Raw genomic sequence first — 16,609 nt, 5'->3', positions numbered from 1 at the left:
GTTTCCAATCCAGAAATGAGGGAAAGACCATTTATGGATGGAAACCAGATATCCTCCAGGAGGAGAAACGGCATGGCTGAAAAAGAATTATTAGAAAAATTAAACCGCCTGGGTTTCGCTCTTATGGAAACAAGGGCGGATTTTGATGTTAATAAAACACTTGCCGAAGTTGTAAAAAGCAAAGATACGCGATTGTGGGAAGGCTTCCCCGTTTTGCTGGTTAATGCTGCTAAAGAACCGTCTTTTGATTACGATCAGATCCTGAAGAATTTAACAAAAAGTGAAGAACGAAAAACGTTGCACTTTCTGTCGTTATTGTCGTTGGCGTTGTGTCAGCATCATCATTTGTCTTTTGTGTGGGCGCGGCAATTTAAAAAAAGTCTTTCACGCCCGGATCTGGACCGTCTGCAGGAGCTGAAAAACGCCCTGGTCCGGAATAAGGCTGTTTCGTTCGGAAACAAACAGTTTGACCCTTCACGCTTAAAAGAAACATTTAACAATTATTTTGTGCAGGATGCCGAGAAAACAAAACAGATGAAGGAACAATATGGGAACCTGTCTCTTGAATATGCGTTGTCCCAACTGTTCTCTCCAAAACAAAAGGAACTGTTTCAAAAGAAACTGCAGGGCGAACCGCTGACCAAAACCGAAAAGGAATATTATTCGCGTTCCGTAAAGAAAAAAGTTTCCGCCCTGGCAAACCCGGATCTTCACCGGCTGGCGCAGAAACTGATGGACTACTAACCCGCAGCATCAATAAACAGTGGCGGGTATGCTTTGAATGGCAGGACGGCAATGCCTTTAATGTGGCTATCGTCGATTATCATTGAGGTGAAAAAATGAGCAATAAAGATTTCCTTGATCCCATTGTACCGGGTGAAATCCTGCGTGAAGACTTTATGGAGCCGATGCAGATCAGTATCAATCAGCTCTCCCGGGACCTGGCCGTTCCTCCGAACAGAATCAGCGAGATTGTAAACGGCAAAAGAAGCATCTCCGTCGACACGGCCCTTTGGCTGGAGCGCTATTTCGGGGTGGAGGCCCAGTTCTGGCTGAACCTTCAGTCCGAGTATGACCTTCGCGTAATGAAACGTAAAATAGGGCCGGATATCAAGCAGCGCATTATTCCGGCCAAAAGGCCCGCTACGAATTCGACAGGCCGCAGCCCAAGTAGTCATCGCCCAGGATGACAACCTGCTCTTTCCCCGCTTCTACCTGGCCCCCGCCGTAAAAGACACCATCCGCGCCATCGTTGCCCCCTGGCTTACAAAACACCCCAACTGGTTTTCGTAAAAGTAAGGGCACAGGTTTTATTGTTATTGTCTTTCCCGTCACAAATTGGGCGGCATGATGTATAGTCAAAAAAACGATTTTCCGTTGACATTTCAATTAAATAAAAATAGGCTCGATTGGAAATCGGGGGAAAAGAACGCTCTAACGAAGGCATTTCAGTGGATGGCTTCCACCCACCGCTGACCTCGCTACGTTAAACCGCAACTTACAATTACAAGAGGCCTGCAGGTTCAATGGTTCACAACTCTAAATCGTGTCATCTCTACGTAACAGACGAGCTACAGCAACACATCGAACGTGAACCACCGGTGCTGCTATGTCACTATACGAATCAACATGGATTGCTGGGCATTATTTCCACTGGCGAAATTTGGGCTACGAGTGTAACCGACTTAAATGATCGGAGTGAATTTGAATACGCACAAGAACTAGCCGAATCGCTAATTGCATCACGCATCGAGGATGAGTCGGACGAGCGAAAGAAAAGACATCTTGGTTACCTACGCAATGCAGTGCTCAAGGCTGGAATTAATATCTGCGTTTCTTCATGGTCGTCGCGTATTGACGATCTCTCACAGTGGCGAGCATATAGCGGAGCCGGAACCGGCTATTCGATTGATGTAAAAGGCTCAGCGCTGAAAGAGTTTGCAAAAGCCCAAGACTTTATCCTCGCCGCCTGTATATACGATAAGAGCGAGCAGGAACGTGTTCTTCTTTCACTGATCAACGCAGACCTAGCCCAAAACATTGAGTGGGAGACAGCACATCCGCAAACAAACGAACTCGAGAGGTTTAAGCTTGAACAGAATGGCAGGAGCTTCGCCTACCATATCAATCGGTACGCTTCTCTCTTCAAGCATCCCGGGTTTGCGGGTGAGGATGAATGGCGCTTAGTCTCTAAACCGATAGACGTCTCAAGGATGGATTTTCGTCCAGGAATCTCAACAATTGCGTCCCATTTCCGTTTTTCGCTTCGAGATGGCAGTGGGCAAGGCAATCCGACTATTCGGCTTGAGTCGGTTCATGTTGGTCCATGCCCAGAACCAGAGCGTGCTCAACGGAATGTGCGCTTCCTTCTAGCAAAGTACAGTCCGCCGTTGCATGATCCTGAGATCATAGTCTCGAATGTCCCATACAGGACATGGTGATCTTTCGCTATACGGTTTAATGAGAGCCTGCACAGAGCCACAAAAGGTGGATGGCTTTGGCTGTTGCGACTTCGTCATTAAAAGTTTAATTGCCCACAGCCCGCATTCTTTTTGTAGTCTGTGAGACGCACGTTACAACACTCAGTACCAGAAAATGATTCGCCAGCTGCTGGATGAATATGCGGCCCGGCAATAGTTTCGGAATTCTTTAGACAGTGACCGGCTTAAACTCACGTATGGCTTACAAAAGCGTGAACCCGGCCTGATCGAGATTCAGGGAAAGGACGAGGAATGAACGATATTGTGGTGGTAGAAAGGATTACCAGCAAAATATATGTGATCCGACGGGTAAAAGTGATGCTGGACAGAGACCTTGCCGGACTGTATGAGGTGGAGACTTCCCATTTAAAGCGGGCGGTCAGACGCAACATAGACCGTTTCCCTGATGACTTTATGTTTGAACTGGCAAAAGAAGAATTGAAAGATTGGAGATGCTAATTTGGCACCTCCAATTCCGAAAAAATGGGGTTAAGATATCCGCCGATGGCTTTTACGGAGCAGGGCGTGGCCATGCTTTCCAGCGTGTTGATCAGCAAACGGGCCATACCAGACTTTCCTGTTGACATTTCAGGACGACGAAAGGTAATTTTTGTCAGGAGGATGGGCTTAACCATTTCATGTTACACACAACCATTATTGGCAGGGGTGGCAAAATGCCAAAACCACGTAAAATTCTTTTACTGGAAGTTGATATTGACAATGAAAAATTCCAGATGGCTCTGCTGGATGGATCGAAATGGCTTATTAACCCAGGCGACTTATCTACTGTTGTCACTTGGCTTCCCGCAACAGAGCTTAGAGTAGTAGAAAATAAAAGTTCTATGTTTAATTTTAGTATAACCAATGCCACTGACAGCAGTACTATCAGAGCGAGATGCCTAAATTCAGGAGAGAATGAAGCATAGGTGGCAGGCAAAGAAGGTCTATTTGGGGATCAATTCCCAAGGAGCTACAAGTTAAAAACTCCATACAGAATATTGGCTTGGATTATTAGTACCAGTTCAATACCGGCATTATTCGCAAGTATATTATTAGAAAAGTCATTTTTTATAGTCTTAAGCCACAACCAATTTTTACCTATGTACCGGGGTTACTTTTGAGGGAAGAGTCGTTATGTCAGGATATGTGGAATCAGGCAATGAGGAGGCAACAACAGGAGGTCATCAATGAGAGCAAGAATAACGATAATGACGTTCGTCTTGAGCCTTTTCATGGTGTTGGGGTGCGTTACCACTCAATCACATTTTTATGCAGTAAAGATTGATTCAATTAGTGGGATGAAAGCCGATAAGAACAGGTATGTTCTTTTGCCTGGGAATAAGGACACAACTGTTGATGACTTGCAGTTTAAAGAGTTTGCAACTTATATAAATTGTGCTCTTACGAAAAAAGGGTTTGTGCCTTCGGATTCTCCACAAGAGGCTAATGTTGCAATTATTCTTTTTTATGGTATTAGCGACCCACAAGAGTATCAACATACATATTCGGTTCCTATCTGGGGACAAACAGGAGTCTCTTCCTCTCGAACAACGGGCACTCTAAATACATATGGTAACCATGGGACTTACTCTGGTACAACCACATATACACCCACTTATGGCATTAAAGGCAGCACAACACGCACGAAAACCTATACAAAATATATTAGATTTTTCGTTTTAGATGCTGTGGATCTCGATGAGTATAGAAAGTCAGAAAAAGAGGTTCAGTTATGGAAGACTACAGTAACTAGTTCGGGCTCGGGCGGAGATTTGCGACGTATTTTTCCTGTACTTGTAGCAGCATCACAAGAGTATTTTGGTGAGAACACAGGCCAGGAAATAGATATTAGGATGTCTGATAAAGATAAACGTGTAGTCGAAATTAAAGGAATCGCAACAACTGACAAACAATAAAATTAACGGCCCTAAAATAAAGTTTCCGGCGGGTGCTTTACGTAGCTATATTTCCAATACCAGTCCCACTGAGCAGTGGTCTGATCCCGCGCCTTGTATATGCGACTGAATCAACTCCTGAAACATCCGGGTTAGACAATGAACCGGTGTGAATTTGCGTATATTATATAAAACTGCAAATCTGGTCTGATCGAAATCCAGGGAAAGGATAAATAATGAACGACATTGTGCCGGTAGAAAGGATTGCCGGTAAAATATATCTGATCCGGCAGGCAAAGGTAATGTTGGACAAGGACCTTGCTGAGCTCTACGGCGTTGAAACAAAGGTTTTAAAGCAGGCTGTGAAACGCAACAAGAAACGTTTCCCATCTGATTTCATGTTTGAGCTTACCAGGGAAGAATTTCAAGTCTTGAGGTCACAAATTGTGACCTCAAGTTGGGGCGGCAGCCGCTATGTGCCAATGGCCTTTACCGAGCAGGGCGTGGCTATGTTGTCCGGAGTTTTAAACAGCGACCGGGCGATTGCCGTTAATATCCAGATTATGCGGACATTTACAAAACTGCGCCAGGCGATTCTAAGTAATGAAGACCTGAGAAAAGAGCTGTCGGAATTAAAACAACTGACCGAGGACCGCTTTCGCGTTGTTTTTGAAACACTGGATCAGCTTCTGGCGGTTGAACACAAACCCCAAAAGAAGATCGGTTTTACCGTAAAAGAAAAACAGCGCGCCTATCGGAAAAACGGAGGGAAAAAGGCGAGGGCCACATGAACAACAAGAACCAGGGAATGGTTGTTATTTACCAGGAGGCGGATAAGCCGGTGGAGGTTCGGCTGGATACCGGGCGCGATACAGTGTGGCTGAGCTTGCAGCAGCTTGCCGAATTGTTTGTACGCGATAAGTACTTGATTTCAAGGCATATTCATAATATTTATAAAGAAGGAGAACTGGACAGGCAGGCAACTGTTGCAAAAAATGCAACAGTTCAAATAGAGGGTGAACGGCAGGTTCGGCGGCGGGTTGAATTTTACAACCTGGACGCCATTCTTTCGGTTGGTTATAGGGTCAACTCCCGGCGGGCGGTGCAGTTTCGCCAGTGGGCCACCCGCATTTTGCGCGAGCACCTCACCCGTGGCTGGACCCTGAACCAGCAGCGGTTTGAACAAAACGCCCGGGAACTGGAAGCAGCCATGGCCCTGGTGCGCAAGGCGGCCCAAAGTCCTGAATTAAGCACGGACAGCGGGCGCGGGGGGAGGCAACCGGCCTGTTTGCCCTGGAGCGGAAAGACAGTCTGGCCGCGCTGCTGGGCAACTTGGACCAGACGGTATTCGGGGAACCGGCCTATTCAACCTTGGAGTCCAAGGCGGCCCACCTGCTTTACTTTGTCGTCAAGAACCATCCATTTGCGGACGGTAACAAGCGCAGCGCGGCTTTCCTTTTTATCGACTTTCTCAACCAAAATGGCCGGCTGCTGAACCGGCAGGGGGAGCCGGTGATCAACGACATCGGCCTGGCCGCGCTCACGTTGCTGGTGGCCGAGTCTGATCCGGCCAACAAGGATGTGATGATCCGCCTGATTATGAATATGCTGGCCGGGAGAGGGAAAATAGTTTTATATCTCCAGCACCAGGCCCACCGGGCAGTGGTCTGATCCATAAACCGTGTTGTCGATAAAGGCGTCTTTGAGCCAGCCTTTGGATATAATGTCTTCGGTCACGAAAAAGTAGTCGATGCGCCACCCCACGTTCCGCTCCCGCGCCTTGAACCGGTAGGTCCACCACGAATATTTGACCGTGTCCGGGTAAAGGTGGCGAAAGGTGTCCACATATCCATCGGCTGAGATTTTGTCCAGCCAGTCCCGCTCGATGCGCATAAACCCCGATGTGTTTTCATTGGCTTTGGGGTTTTTCAGGTCAATCTCGTTGTGGGCCGTGTTGTAGTCCCCGCAGATCACCAGGCTTCGGCCCTGCTTGCGATACGCGTCGGCATAGGCGAAAAAGTCGCGGTAAAAGTCCAGCTTGTAGGTCAACCGGTCTTCACCCATCTGGCCGTTGGGAAAGTAGATGTTGAAAAAAATAAAATCCCCAAGATCCAGTTCGACAATCCGGCCTTCGTTGTCGTATTCCTCCCGGCCCATGCCGGTCTTCGCGTTTTTGACCGGCATCCGGGAAAAGGCGGCCACCCCGCTGTAGCCTTTTTTTGTCGTGGCATGGGCCCAGTACGAGGTGTAGCCCTCGATGTTTGCCATGTCGCCGGTCACCTGGGGGGCCTGGAGTTTGGTCTCCTGGATGCCGACCACGTCGGCATCCAGGTTTTTAAACGTTTCCAGAAAGCCCTTGCCCATCACGGCCCGCAGGCCGTTGACGTTCCAGGAGACCAGTTTGATTTTTCGTTTGGCCAATGTGTCCTCTTTTACTTGAGATACATTTCCTTGTATTGCTCGCGGATCTCTTTTTTGTTGAGTTTGCCCACGCTGGTCTTGGGGATCTGGTCCACGAACAGCACCTCGTCCGGCAACTGCCACCTGGCAAAGGTTTTGGCCAGGTGGTTGCGGATGTCGTCGGCCGTGATCCGTTCCTTTTCGCCCTCGCGCAGCACCACCAGGGCCAGGGGCCGCTCCTCCCACTTGGGATGGGTGATGCCCACCACGGCCGCCTCCAGCACGGCCGGAAAGGAGACGATTTCGTTTTCCATGTCAACCGAGCTGATCCATTCTCCGCCACTCTTGATCACGTCCTTGACGCGGTCGGTGATTTTAAGATAGCCGTATTCATCAATGGTGCCCACGTCGCCGCTGCGCCAGTAGCCGTCTTTTGTGAACTGGGCCTCCGTCTCCGGGGCATTGTGATACCGGGCGGTAATCCAGGGCCCCCGAATGAGGATTTCTCCCGGGGTTTTGCCGTCGCAGGGAACCTCTTCGTCAAGGGCGTTTACCACCTTGATGTCCAGCCCTACCACGGTGAAGCCCTGCTTCTTTTTCAGTTCCCACTTCTGGTCTTCGGTCAGTTTGTCCGCCAGCCAGGGCATGATGCGGTTGGTGGTCACCAGCGGGGTGGTTTCCGTGGCGCCGTAGGCGTGAATGATTTCCGCGCCGGTCAGGTCCCAGAACCCTTTCATCATGGCCACCGGGGGCTCGCTGGCGCCGGACAGCAGGCGGGCGCCGGCAAGGTCCGGTTTTTTGTCCAGGCCGCGGATGTACTCCAGCAGGGGCATGAATATGGCCGGGGCCCCGGCGCTGACGTTTACTTTTTCATCCACGATTATCTTGCACAGCCCTTCCAGCTTGTCCAGGGTATACATGCCCGGAAACACCAGGCGCGCGCCCACCATGGTGGCGGCCTGGCTGAGGCCCCACCCCAGGGCGTGGAACATGGGCACGATCTGGCAGTAGGTGTCGGTGGTGGAGATTTCCGCGTTGATGCCGATGGAACAGGAGTGCAGGTACACGTCCCGGTGGGAATAATAGACCCCCTTGGGCTTGCCCGTGGTGCCGGTGGTGTAGCAGGCCGCGTAAGCCGAGGTCTCATCCATGTGGGGCCATTCAAAATCCGGGGCGGATTCGGCGATCAGGTCTTCGTAGGAATAGATGTTTTCCAGGCTGGTTTCCACGTCCGCCAGCTTCTTGCCGGGCAGGGTAATGATCACGAACGCCTTGAGGTTTTTGCACAGCGGGGCCACGGCATGGGCGATGGGCAGCAGGGTTTCGTCCACGATGATGCAGGTCGCACCGCTGTGGTCGATTACATAGGCCAGGTCCTGGGGCGTCAGGCGCAGGTTCAGCAGCAGCATGACCGCGCCGGTGCCGGGCAGGCCGAAATAAATTTCATAGTTTTCATGGCTGTTCCAGGCCAGCACGCCCACCCGGTCGCCCACCTGGACGCCGATGGACCGCAGGCCGTTGGCCAGCCGCTTCATGCGTTCGTGGGCCTGGGAATAGGTGTACTTGAACATGCTGCCGTCCAGCCGGCGGCTGACGATCTCCTGTTGGCCGAAACTTCTGGCGGCATGCTGGATGATGGTGGTCACGTTGAGCTGGTAGTTGTCCTGGCTGGTGGCGGGAAAACCTTTGATGATGTCCATAAAAACGTCCTTTCTGCTGAAAATTCAGGGTTTGAACGGACAGCCGTTCGTGAGTTGAAACGCCAGCCCGTGCCGGGGGCGGGACAGGCGGTTGAAGGCATCCTGGAAAGGTCATCTTACCAAACCGGCCCGGATATACATCACGGGCGGGAGCAGTTTTTATCTACCTCAAAATGGTAGCCCGTTTGCCGGAATTTGGCAAGTCTTCTCTGTCCGGGGCATGCGGTTCGGCATGCCCCGGTGCCACCTGAACAGATGTAGGACCCCGTCGGGCAGGGGTGTTGGAGATTGTCATTTTACCGCATAGGTGATCACCGGATCTTCGGTCTTGCGGAAAATCCGGTTCTTGTTTTCAAGGTAGCGCAGGTGGGAGATAGCCTCGCCCGTGGCAAACCATTTCTGGGCCGGGGGAAAGGCGTCCCAGTTTTCAGCGGCAATATCCCAGGTCATGAAAGAGGCGGTTTCAAAGGCGGACAGGCCCGGTTGCGCAACAAGAATTTCCATCACCTCTTCCAGCCGGTGTTCGTGGTGAGTTTTGAGCTCATCAACGCGCCGGTGGCAGTCGTCAAACAGCCGGCGGTGGCCGGGCAGCACACGGGCTATGTCCATGGCCCGGACCTTGTCCAGGCTGGCCATGTAGCTGTTCAGGGGGTCGTCATCCTCGGACCAGCACTGAATGTTGGGGGTGATGTCGATTAAAAGATGGTCCCCGGCGATCAGGATTTTGTGGGCCGGCTCATACAGGCACATATGGCCCTGGGTGTGGCCCGGTGTGTGCACGCAGGTGAACCGGTACCGGCCGGCATTGACCTGGTGGCCGTCGCTTAAAATCTGAAGCGGGGGCCGCCAGTCGGTGCCGAACTTGCGGGCCGGGTGCCTGTCTAACGCCTTTCGCAGGGCGCCTTCAGGAAGCCCGCTTTTTACGGCGTATTGGATCATGGGCTCAAAGCCCTGCCAGTTTTCAATGATCTCCGCGTCCAGGCGATTGAAAAACACCTGCGTGCTGTCGGTTGCCATGCGGGTGACCAGGCCGAAATGGTCAGCGTGCATGTGGGTGATAAACAGGTCGGCCTTGCTCATATCCAGGCCGATTTCAGCCAGCCCGGCCTGCATGGCCTCAAAACAGACGTCATGGTTTAAGCCGGTGTCCACGATCAGGCTGCGGGGCTCGGCCCGGATGACATAGGAGTTCAAGTACTTGAGCGGGGTGTCGGGCAGGGGAATCTTAACCCGGAACAGGTCGGGAACGATTTCTTCAATCATGGGTCTTTCTCCGTATCAACTCAACGACCGCAGGCAGGAGAGGTCGCAGTTCTGGAACATGGTCACGTCCATCTCTTCGTCGATATACCGCAGGTCTTCGGCCAGCATGCAGTCCGCGGTTTCACCGCGGAACCGCTTTTTGTAGGCGGCAAACAGGCGGGGCTTTTTTTCGCCCAGCTCGCCCGCCACGGCCACGGCCCGGTCGATGACGGCTCTGCCTTCGGCCAGTTCATCCACCATGCCCACGGCCAGGGCCGCCGGCCCGTCAAACTTGCGGCCGGAGAGAAAGGCCAGGTCGGTCATGCGCTCGCCGATCACGTATTTCACCATGGCCAGGCACCCGGAGGGCGGCATAATGGAGACATCAATCTCCGGAAAGGTGCATACTGCTTTCTGGTTTTGCATCACCCGGTAGTCCAGGCACATGGAAAAGGCAAGGGCGCTGGCCACGGCATGGCCGTTGACCGCCGCCACCATCGGCTTGGGAAACACAAAGGCACGGTGGAAGAAGGTAAACAGCTCTTTGAAAAATTCCTTGATGGCGCCCGCCTCCAGCCCCATCACATAGGAAAGGTCCATGCCGGAGGAAAAGAACTGGCCCCCGGCCCCGGTCACCACCACGCCGGAAATGGCGTCGTCGGCCTTGATGTCGTCTAAAGCCGCGTTGAACTGGGCGATCATCTCGCTGTTAAAGGCGTTTTCCGGCGCATTGTCCATGGCCAGAATCATGACCCCGTCTCTGGTATCCATTTCGATCGGCATAAGATCCTCCTGTGGTTAAACATGGATTCGAATTTAACATACAGCCGGCCCTTACAGCCAGCGGGCCAGCAGCCCCATGATTTTCACGGTGACCCAGTCGGTCAGACGCGTGGGGAAAAGGTGGTGGAACAACACCATGATTTTTGCCTGTATTCCCACCAGCTGTCGGATTTTCGGCCTTTGGGCGGTCAGGGCGTGCCGCACGGCCTTTGATACGTTTTCCGGCGGAAAGGCCACCTTATTTATTCTTTCTGGCAGTTTGGCCAGCAGCCCCAGCTCTTTTTCATAAAGGCGCTTTGCCTGCTCCGGCATGGCATCAATGATTTGGTTACTGTTTTTCGCGGCTTTATTCCAGATTTCGGTTTTGGCACTGCCCGGCTCAATCAGGCAGACCCGTATGCCGGCGGGCAGCAGCTCCATGCGCAGGGCGTTGGCAACAGCTTCCAGGGCAAACTTGGACGCCGAATAGGGTCCCAGCAGGGGCAGCGTGTTGCGGCCGCTTTCGGAACTCATGAAAACGATACGTCCCTTTGCCTTTCGAATCAGGGGAAGAAAGGCCTGGGTCACGGCAAGCTGGCCGGTCACATTGACCTGCATCTGTGTTTCAAACATGGCCAGGGGAATAAACTCAAGGGGACCCTGAACGGTGATGCCCGCGTTGTTCACCAGGGCGTCCAGGCCCTTTCCGGCCAGGTCGGTTTCAAGCTTTTTTGCCGCCTGCCCAATGGTGTCGGCATCGGTGACGTCGAGGATCACCGGGATGATATGGCCGCTGCCGGCAGACACCAGGGCCTCGCCGTCTTCCGGGTTTCGTACGCCGGCAAATACCTGCCAGCCGGCGCGGGCCAGGTCAAGGGCGCACTGGCGGCCGATGCCCGTTGAAGCGCCGGTAATCAGAACGGAAGCCATATCCTTTCTCCCTTGCAAGAGGGGTGAGGCAAAATACGCCTTGCCAGGAAGCTTCAGCTATAGCAAGGCCTGCCGGGCGTGTCAATTTGAACCTGGAGAAGATCGCCGCTGGTGTGCCGGTCGCCATTCTTCTTGACGGTATCCCTGCAATTGACTATTTTGAAATATTCAGGCCAGGGCCATGTCTTTGCCGGCCGCCCCTTTTCTCAAAACAGCAGGAGGCCGCATGAAAACATCACTGGAAAAGTACAGGGAGTATGGCCGGCGGATCGAAGATCTGATCCGGCCGGCGACCTTTCCCCTGGCGGTAAAAATTGTCCGGCCGGAAGATGAAATCGCGCCCGAATACAAACGTCCCTTCAGGGACCTGGGTGTGCAGAATTTTGTATGCCAGAATTTTAAGATGGCGCGTACCTATGGGTGGACCATTGCCGTTACCGGGGCGGACATCAACTGCAAGCTGGCCCGGGCGCTGTACGGGTGGGACACGCTTACGGACCAGGAGCGGGAGTGGGCCGAGGATTTCAGCGTGGGGCTTTATTCAAAGGACCGGGAAACGGCCGGAAAGTTCGGCCGTCATCTTTACGCGCTGGACGAACCCTTCGCGGGTTTGATTATCTCGCCTTTGACACGGACAAAGATCGTTCCGGATACCGTGCTGGTATACTGCCTGCCGGCCCAGGCCATGCGGTTTGTCCAGGGCTACCTTTTCATGGAGGGGGGTGTTCTGGAGTTTGCCGCCGCCGGAAGGGTGGGCTCCTGCCATGAGGGGGTGACCAAGGTCCTGAAAACCGGCAGGCCCCAGTATGTCACGCTGGGTAACGGCGACCGCGTCTGGGGCGGTGCCCACGACCACGAGGTGATGTTTGCCTGCCCGGCGGAAAAACTGGATGTCCTGATGGAAGGGCTGGAAACAACCCATGCGGCGGGCCTGCGCTATCCCATCCCGCAGTACATGAACTACGCGCCGGGGTTCCAGGCGTCGTTTGAAAAGGCCGCCGTGCAGCGGGCCGGCGGCACCATTGAGAAAAAATAGGGGCGTCCCCGCGCTTTTGCCCATATTCTTGTTCGGGCCGGAGCGCGTGCTGTTCGGGTCGGACTGGCTTTTCGGCAACCCGGAACCCATGATTAAAATCGTCAAGGCCGCCTGCCGGTCCGATGCCGGCCTGGCCCGGCGGGTCTTTTATGATAACGCGGCGCAGTTATTGGGACTTTGACTGCGGCCCCGTCATGCCGGGTTGACCCGTTTGTAGTGTGCCCGTAAGGGCACTTTCAAGACGCCTGATGGCGTCACTACAAACGATATTGCCTCTGAAAAGCCGGCCTTTCCCGGTTTGAGGAAATCGGGGCCAGAAATTCAAGTGCGCATCGAAAAATTTCATGAATAATCGGGTTAAATCCTGAAGGCGATATACCGAAGGGAGAACAGATGAAATCCAGGATTTCCAAAGTCATGATCGGGCTGGTGATCGCCGGACTGGTGGCTGTTTTTTTCGGATTTGACCTCGGACAGTACCTGAGTTTTGATTTTCTCAAATCCCGTCAATCCGCCCTGGCGACCTTTTACGCGGAGCACCGGCTGATGACCATGGCGATCTATATGGCCGTTTATATTCTTGTGGCGGCGTTGTCGCTTCCCGGCGCGGCGGTCATGACCCTGGCCGGCGGAGCGATTTTCGGGTTCTGGATCGGTCTTGTCCTGGTCTCTTTTGCCAGTTCCATCGGCGCGACCCTGGCGTTTCTGGCGGCCCGGTTTTTGCTGAAGGATTATGTGCAAAACAGGTTCGGCAGCCGGCTGAAAACCGTGAACCACGGCATTGAAAAAGACGGTGCCTTCTATCTGTTCACACTGCGCCTGGTTCCGGTTTTTCCGTTTTTTGTGATTAATCTGGTGATGGGACTTACGCCCATCCGGACCGGAGTGTTTTATGCCGTCAGCCAGGTGGGCATGCTGGCCGGTACCGCGGTTTATGTAAACGCCGGCACACAACTGGGGCAGATCGATTCGTTGTCCGGAATCCTGTCACCCGGCCTTATTTTTTCTTTTGTGCTGCTGGGCATTTTCCCGTTTATTGCGAAAAAAACAGCCACCCTGATTCAGGCAAGAAAAGCACTGGTCAAATGATTCAGTGGAGCGGTATTCAGGCTCGGGGCATACCATCGGTGGATGCGGAAGTACAATAATCAGCAGGCGTATCCGTTTATCACGGCGTCACGCGCCGGATGGAGGCGCCCAGGCGTTCAAACTTTTCCTCCAGGTTTTCATATCCCCGGTCCAGGTGATAGACACGGCTGATTTCGGTGGTGCCGTCAGCCACCAGGCCGGCCAGCACCAGGGAGGCACTGGCCCGCAGGTCCGAGGCCATCACCGGGGCACCGGAGAGTTTGGGCGCGCCGGCAACCATGGCGGTATTTCCGGATATGGTGATGTCCGCGCCCATGCGCTTGAGTTCGCTGACATGGATAAACCGGTTTTCAAAAATAGTCTCCGTAATTATGGAAAGCCCGCTGGCCACGGACATCAGCACCATGAACTGGGCCTGCATGTCCGTGGGAAAGCCGGGGTAGGGCAGGGTTTTCACATCCACGCTTTTGATGGTGTCACCGCCGACCACCCGAATGACCTTGCCGTTGACCTCGATGCGGGCGCCGGTCTGGGCCAGCTTGTCAAGCTGGCCCTTCAGGTGGGAGGGCTCGGCGTTGGTGATGGTAATGTCACCCTTTGTCAGGGCCGCGGCCACCATGAAGGTGCCGGTTTCAATGCGGTCGGGAATAATGGAAACCGACACCGGGTTCAGGGAAGGGACCCCTTGAATGGTGATTTCCGGTGTGCCGGCGCCGGTGATGTTCGCGCCCATTTGATTTAAGACATCGACCAGGGCCGTTACTTCCGGCTCGCAGGCCGCGTTGCCGATGCGGGTGGTGCCATCGGCCAGAGCCGCGGCCATGAGCAGGTTTTCCGTTCCCGTGACCGATGGCACGTCAAAATAGATCGATCCGCCGGTCAGTTTCGGGGCCGAGGCATTGACATAGCCGTGTTCAAGCGCAATGTCGGCACCCATGGCCTCAAGGCCCTTTAAGTGAAAGTCAATGGGTCGTTCGCCAATGGCGCACCCGCCTGGAAGTGACACCCGTGCCCGGCCCAGCCGGGCCACCAGGGGGCAGAGCACCAGGATGGAGGCCCGCATCTTTCGCACCAGTTCGTAAGGGGCCTCGTGGTTGTTGACGCCACTGGCATCGACCTGGACCGTGGTTCCCTGGCACTCTATTTTGGCGCCCAGGTGGGTCAGCAGCTCCTTGATGCTTTGAATGTCCCGCAGGTCCGGCACATTGGTATAGGTGCACGTTCCGTTGGTAAGAAGGGAAGATGCCAGGATGGGCAGGGCCGCGTTCTTGGCGCCGCTGATTTCAACGGTACCGGTAAGGCGCCGGCCCCCTTCGACGATGATTCGGTCCATGGAAGGTCTCTTTCCCCGGCGGCTGCCGGGCTCACTTGCGGAACAAAGCAAGCGGCGGGTTTTGTGTTCTTGGCACACAGGTCATTGCGGAGCAGGGCGACGAAGCAATCTTCTGCCTAAAGCCGTTATCACAGCGTTAAAGATTGCTTCGCTTCGCTCGCAAAGACGGAAAAAACTCGCAATTACTGAAAAAAAACAAAAAGCGCCTGCTTCCCGGTATGCCGGGACAGGCGCTTTTTGATGTGCCGGTCAATGTTAGTGGTGGCTGTCGTGGCCGTTATCATCACCGCGCAGCGTGTCGTAGGCGGCCTTTAAAATGCAATAGGTCATGCCCGCGCCCAGGATGGAGAGCGCATACCACAGGCCGCCGTGAAACACCAGGTGCGCCGTGTCCCAATGCCATTCAAAAACAAACGGAAACATATGTACCTCCCTGACGCCGCATGCACGGCGAAAATTAGCTGTTTAACTCCTTTTCCTGCGGGAACACCGGCAGGTAACGATAGGCAAGAGAGATCAGCAGAATGCCGTAGGCCACCGGCAGAATGGTGGTGGCGATCTCCTGCCAGCTGGGAAAGTAGAGCACCCACTGGTCAAAGGGCATTACCGGAACCGCCATGACCTGAAGCACCATGACCCACCGGTTGATGGAAACACCCACGCAGGCCAGCACCGCGGCGGCAACCAGCAGCTTGCCGTTGCTTCGCACCCTGGGGGACAGCAGCATCAGCCCGGGAATCAGGCCGCCCACGATCACCTCGGCGATCAGCATCCAGTAGCCGTAAAACCAGTTGGCGTAGAAGGCGCCCAGGGCCTGGCCGGCGTGCTCGGGTGCGGTGACCGCGGCCCAGTAGACGGTGTCGATGATCTTGGCGATCACGTAGGTGGTGATCATCCATCCGGATATCTTGGCCAGGGTGTGAATGGCCGCGTCGCCCACCAGTTTTTTCCTGGTGACGGCCTCGGTGATCTTGGTGACCAGGATGGTGAAGCAGGGGCCGCAGGCCGCTGCCGACCAGGTGAACAGAAAGAAGGTGGTGGGCCATACCAGTACATGCTCCCGGAAGCCGAAGGGCCGGCCGAACAGAACACCGGCCACGCCGCCCAGGGATCCCTGGTGAAAGAAGGACAGAAAAGCGCCGGTGGCGGCAAACACGGCCATGATTTCGTGCATGTTGTGGCCCAGGTGATGGAAGAAGCGCACCTTGGCCAGCTGCCGGTTCTCCAGGATCAGGGGAATAAACTCGATGGTCAGCACGGCAAAGTAGCACGACAGACAGAAGGCCACCTCGGTGAGCATGGAGTGAACGTTGGCGTGCCAGAAGATGAACCATCCCCGCAGGGGCTGGCCGATATCGATGGCCAGAATCAGCAGCGCCGAGCTGTAGCAGATAAACCCGATGACAACGGCGAAGTTGATGATGTTTTTCAGCTCATCCTTTCCCACGATGTAACGCAGAAAACCCGTGAAAAAGGCGCCGCCGCCCAGGGCGATCACCGCCAGGTCGGCCCATATCCACAGGGCGAATCCGTAGTAATCGTTCATGTTGGTCTGGTTGAGGCCTTTGAGCCAGCACAGCAGCATGGCGTAAACGCCCCACAGCAGCACCGCGCCCACCACCGCGACGCCGATAAGGAATACCGGCAGCGGACAACGCCTGACCCCTTGAGGAATGAGTGCAGAATCCATAAACTATATACTCCCTGTTTGTGATGACTGGTTTATATCCACACCCGCCAGC

The 16,609-nt window shown here is 54.1% G+C and carries 19 protein-coding genes and 2 pseudogenes; 13 read left to right on the top strand and 8 right to left on the bottom strand.

The window, feature by feature from the left end; translation table 11 throughout:
• The first annotated feature begins 72 nt into the window (after positions 1-72).
• From DOLE_RS13160 to DOLE_RS18615, 10 genes and pseudogenes are all read left to right on the top strand, one after another.
• Positions 73-744 carry a hypothetical protein gene (locus tag DOLE_RS13160; RefSeq protein WP_041280567.1) on the top strand — a complete coding sequence of 224 codons (672 nt, stop codon included), beginning with the start codon at positions 73-75 and terminating at the stop codon, positions 742-744.
• 95 nt (positions 745-839) lie between these two features.
• Positions 840-1,190, top strand: coding sequence for a HigA family addiction module antitoxin (locus DOLE_RS18015; protein WP_012175979.1), 351 nt, complete (start codon positions 840-842; stop codon positions 1,188-1,190).
• 336 nt (positions 1,191-1,526) lie between these two features.
• Positions 1,527-2,441, top strand: a complete 915-nt coding sequence (locus tag DOLE_RS13150) for a DUF2971 domain-containing protein (RefSeq protein ID WP_012175978.1) — start codon at positions 1,527-1,529, stop codon at positions 2,439-2,441.
• A 291-nt stretch (positions 2,442-2,732) separates the two neighbouring features.
• Complete coding sequence (locus DOLE_RS18635) at positions 2,733-2,939, top strand: ORF6N domain-containing protein (protein WP_012175977.1); 207 nt, start codon at positions 2,733-2,735, stop codon at positions 2,937-2,939.
• Between the two features lie 179 nt (positions 2,940-3,118).
• The gene (locus DOLE_RS18630; protein WP_052294305.1) at positions 3,119-3,406 is read left to right on the top strand and encodes a hypothetical protein; all 288 of its coding nucleotides are present in this window, start codon (positions 3,119-3,121) and stop codon (positions 3,404-3,406) included.
• 261 nt (positions 3,407-3,667) lie between these two features.
• The gene (locus tag DOLE_RS13140; protein WP_153304429.1) at positions 3,668-4,396 is read left to right on the top strand and encodes a DUF4136 domain-containing protein; all 729 of its coding nucleotides are present in this window, start codon (positions 3,668-3,670) and stop codon (positions 4,394-4,396) included.
• A 215-nt stretch (positions 4,397-4,611) separates the two neighbouring features.
• On the top strand, positions 4,612-5,166 hold the full coding sequence (locus tag DOLE_RS13135) for an ORF6N domain-containing protein (protein ID WP_012175975.1): 555 nt from the start codon (positions 4,612-4,614) through the stop codon (positions 5,164-5,166).
• Positions 5,163-5,507, top strand: a pseudogene (gene rhuM / locus DOLE_RS18625) (RhuM family protein); the annotation flags it as partial. The gene DOLE_RS13135 and the pseudogene rhuM, both read left to right, overlap by 4 nt.
• Positions 5,508-5,707: 200 nt before the next feature.
• A pseudogene (locus tag DOLE_RS18620) lies at positions 5,708-5,788 on the top strand (hypothetical protein); the annotation flags it as partial.
• Between the two features lie 99 nt (positions 5,789-5,887).
• Positions 5,888-6,046: a hypothetical protein gene (locus DOLE_RS18615; protein WP_232362751.1), complete on the top strand. Its 159-nt coding sequence runs from the start codon at positions 5,888-5,890 to the stop codon at positions 6,044-6,046.
• Here DOLE_RS18615 and DOLE_RS13125 read toward each other — a convergent pair.
• The 5 genes from DOLE_RS13125 to DOLE_RS13105 all read right to left on the bottom strand — a co-directional run bounded on the left by DOLE_RS13125 (position 6,008) and on the right by DOLE_RS13105 (position 11,409).
• Positions 6,008-6,796 (bottom strand): exodeoxyribonuclease III, encoded by a 789-nt coding sequence (locus DOLE_RS13125; protein WP_012175974.1) that lies wholly within the window; start codon positions 6,794-6,796, stop codon positions 6,008-6,010. The genes DOLE_RS18615 and DOLE_RS13125 overlap by 39 nt on opposite strands.
• A gap of 11 nt (positions 6,797-6,807) precedes the next feature.
• Complete coding sequence (locus DOLE_RS13120; protein WP_012175973.1) at positions 6,808-8,475, bottom strand: long-chain-fatty-acid--CoA ligase; 1,668 nt, start codon at positions 8,473-8,475, stop codon at positions 6,808-6,810.
• Positions 8,476-8,766: 291 nt separating this feature from the next.
• On the bottom strand, positions 8,767-9,738 hold the full coding sequence (locus tag DOLE_RS13115) for an MBL fold metallo-hydrolase (RefSeq protein WP_012175972.1): 972 nt from the start codon (positions 9,736-9,738) through the stop codon (positions 8,767-8,769).
• Positions 9,739-9,753: 15 nt separating this feature from the next.
• Positions 9,754-10,500, bottom strand: a complete 747-nt coding sequence (locus tag DOLE_RS13110; RefSeq protein WP_012175971.1) for an enoyl-CoA hydratase/isomerase family protein — start codon at positions 10,498-10,500, stop codon at positions 9,754-9,756.
• 51 nt (positions 10,501-10,551) lie between these two features.
• Positions 10,552-11,409, bottom strand: a complete 858-nt coding sequence (locus tag DOLE_RS13105; RefSeq protein WP_012175970.1) for an SDR family oxidoreductase — start codon at positions 11,407-11,409, stop codon at positions 10,552-10,554.
• Between the two features lie 226 nt (positions 11,410-11,635).
• Here DOLE_RS13105 and DOLE_RS13100 point away from each other — a divergent pair, with 226 nt between their 5' ends.
• The 3 genes from DOLE_RS13100 to DOLE_RS13095 all read left to right on the top strand — a co-directional run bounded on the left by DOLE_RS13100 (position 11,636) and on the right by DOLE_RS13095 (position 13,534).
• Positions 11,636-12,445 carry a DUF169 domain-containing protein gene (locus tag DOLE_RS13100; protein ID WP_012175969.1) on the top strand — a complete coding sequence of 270 codons (810 nt, stop codon included), beginning with the start codon at positions 11,636-11,638 and terminating at the stop codon, positions 12,443-12,445.
• Positions 12,432-12,626 (top strand): amidohydrolase family protein, encoded by a 195-nt coding sequence (locus DOLE_RS18005; protein WP_167320883.1) that lies wholly within the window; start codon positions 12,432-12,434, stop codon positions 12,624-12,626. The genes DOLE_RS13100 and DOLE_RS18005 overlap by 14 nt, the downstream gene beginning before the upstream one ends.
• Before the next feature lie 212 nt (positions 12,627-12,838).
• On the top strand, positions 12,839-13,534 hold the full coding sequence (locus DOLE_RS13095) for a TVP38/TMEM64 family protein (RefSeq protein ID WP_012175968.1): 696 nt from the start codon (positions 12,839-12,841) through the stop codon (positions 13,532-13,534).
• Positions 13,535-13,613: 79 nt separating this feature from the next.
• On the opposite strand, the gene murA is transcribed toward DOLE_RS13095, so the two are convergent.
• The 3 genes from murA to qrcD form a co-directional block, all read right to left on the bottom strand.
• Positions 13,614-14,867 carry a UDP-N-acetylglucosamine 1-carboxyvinyltransferase gene (gene murA, locus DOLE_RS13090; RefSeq protein ID WP_012175967.1) on the bottom strand — a complete coding sequence of 418 codons (1,254 nt, stop codon included), beginning with the start codon at positions 14,865-14,867 and terminating at the stop codon, positions 13,614-13,616.
• A gap of 255 nt (positions 14,868-15,122) precedes the next feature.
• The gene (locus tag DOLE_RS18460) at positions 15,123-15,290 is read right to left on the bottom strand and encodes a hypothetical protein (RefSeq protein WP_012175966.1); all 168 of its coding nucleotides are present in this window, start codon (positions 15,288-15,290) and stop codon (positions 15,123-15,125) included.
• 34 nt (positions 15,291-15,324) lie between these two features.
• Positions 15,325-16,557 carry a menaquinone reductase integral membrane subunit QrcD gene (qrcD, locus tag DOLE_RS13085; protein WP_012175965.1) on the bottom strand — a complete coding sequence of 411 codons (1,233 nt, stop codon included), beginning with the start codon at positions 16,555-16,557 and terminating at the stop codon, positions 15,325-15,327.
• Between the last annotated feature and the right edge of the window lie 52 nt (positions 16,558-16,609).

The organism is Desulfosudis oleivorans Hxd3, assembly GCF_000018405.1.
In the GTDB taxonomy this organism is placed as follows: Bacteria; Desulfobacterota; Desulfobacteria; order Desulfobacterales; family Desulfosudaceae; genus Desulfosudis; species Desulfosudis oleivorans.
This window is presented reverse-complemented; position numbering and strand designations above follow the sequence as displayed.

Excerpts from the sequence above, each read along its gene's own strand:
- DOLE_RS13150 (WP_012175978.1), top strand. The coding sequence starts at position 1,527 with ATGGTTCACAACTCTAAATCGTGTCATCTCTACGTAACAGACGAGCTA.
- DOLE_RS13110 (WP_012175971.1), bottom strand. The coding sequence starts at position 10,500 with ATGCCGATCGAAATGGATACCAGAGACGGGGTCATGATTCTGGCCATG.
- qrcD (WP_012175965.1), bottom strand. The coding sequence starts at position 16,557 with ATGGATTCTGCACTCATTCCTCAAGGGGTCAGGCGTTGTCCGCTGCCG.
- DOLE_RS13160 (WP_041280567.1), top strand. The coding sequence starts at position 73 with ATGGCTGAAAAAGAATTATTAGAAAAATTAAACCGCCTGGGTTTCGCT.
- DOLE_RS13095 (WP_012175968.1), top strand. The coding sequence starts at position 12,839 with ATGAAATCCAGGATTTCCAAAGTCATGATCGGGCTGGTGATCGCCGGA.
- DOLE_RS18015 (WP_012175979.1), top strand. The coding sequence starts at position 840 with ATGAGCAATAAAGATTTCCTTGATCCCATTGTACCGGGTGAAATCCTG.
- DOLE_RS13105 (WP_012175970.1), bottom strand. The coding sequence starts at position 11,409 with ATGGCTTCCGTTCTGATTACCGGCGCTTCAACGGGCATCGGCCGCCAG.
- DOLE_RS13100 (WP_012175969.1), top strand. The coding sequence starts at position 11,636 with ATGAAAACATCACTGGAAAAGTACAGGGAGTATGGCCGGCGGATCGAA.
- DOLE_RS13140 (WP_153304429.1), top strand. The coding sequence starts at position 3,668 with ATGAGAGCAAGAATAACGATAATGACGTTCGTCTTGAGCCTTTTCATG.
- DOLE_RS13135 (WP_012175975.1), top strand. The coding sequence starts at position 4,612 with ATGAACGACATTGTGCCGGTAGAAAGGATTGCCGGTAAAATATATCTG.
- murA (WP_012175967.1), bottom strand. The coding sequence starts at position 14,867 with ATGGACCGAATCATCGTCGAAGGGGGCCGGCGCCTTACCGGTACCGTT.
- DOLE_RS13115 (WP_012175972.1), bottom strand. The coding sequence starts at position 9,738 with ATGATTGAAGAAATCGTTCCCGACCTGTTCCGGGTTAAGATTCCCCTG.
- DOLE_RS18630 (WP_052294305.1), top strand. The coding sequence starts at position 3,119 with ATGTTACACACAACCATTATTGGCAGGGGTGGCAAAATGCCAAAACCA.
- DOLE_RS13120 (WP_012175973.1), bottom strand. The coding sequence starts at position 8,475 with ATGGACATCATCAAAGGTTTTCCCGCCACCAGCCAGGACAACTACCAG.
- DOLE_RS18460 (WP_012175966.1), bottom strand. The coding sequence starts at position 15,290 with ATGTTTCCGTTTGTTTTTGAATGGCATTGGGACACGGCGCACCTGGTG.
- DOLE_RS18635 (WP_012175977.1), top strand. The coding sequence starts at position 2,733 with ATGAACGATATTGTGGTGGTAGAAAGGATTACCAGCAAAATATATGTG.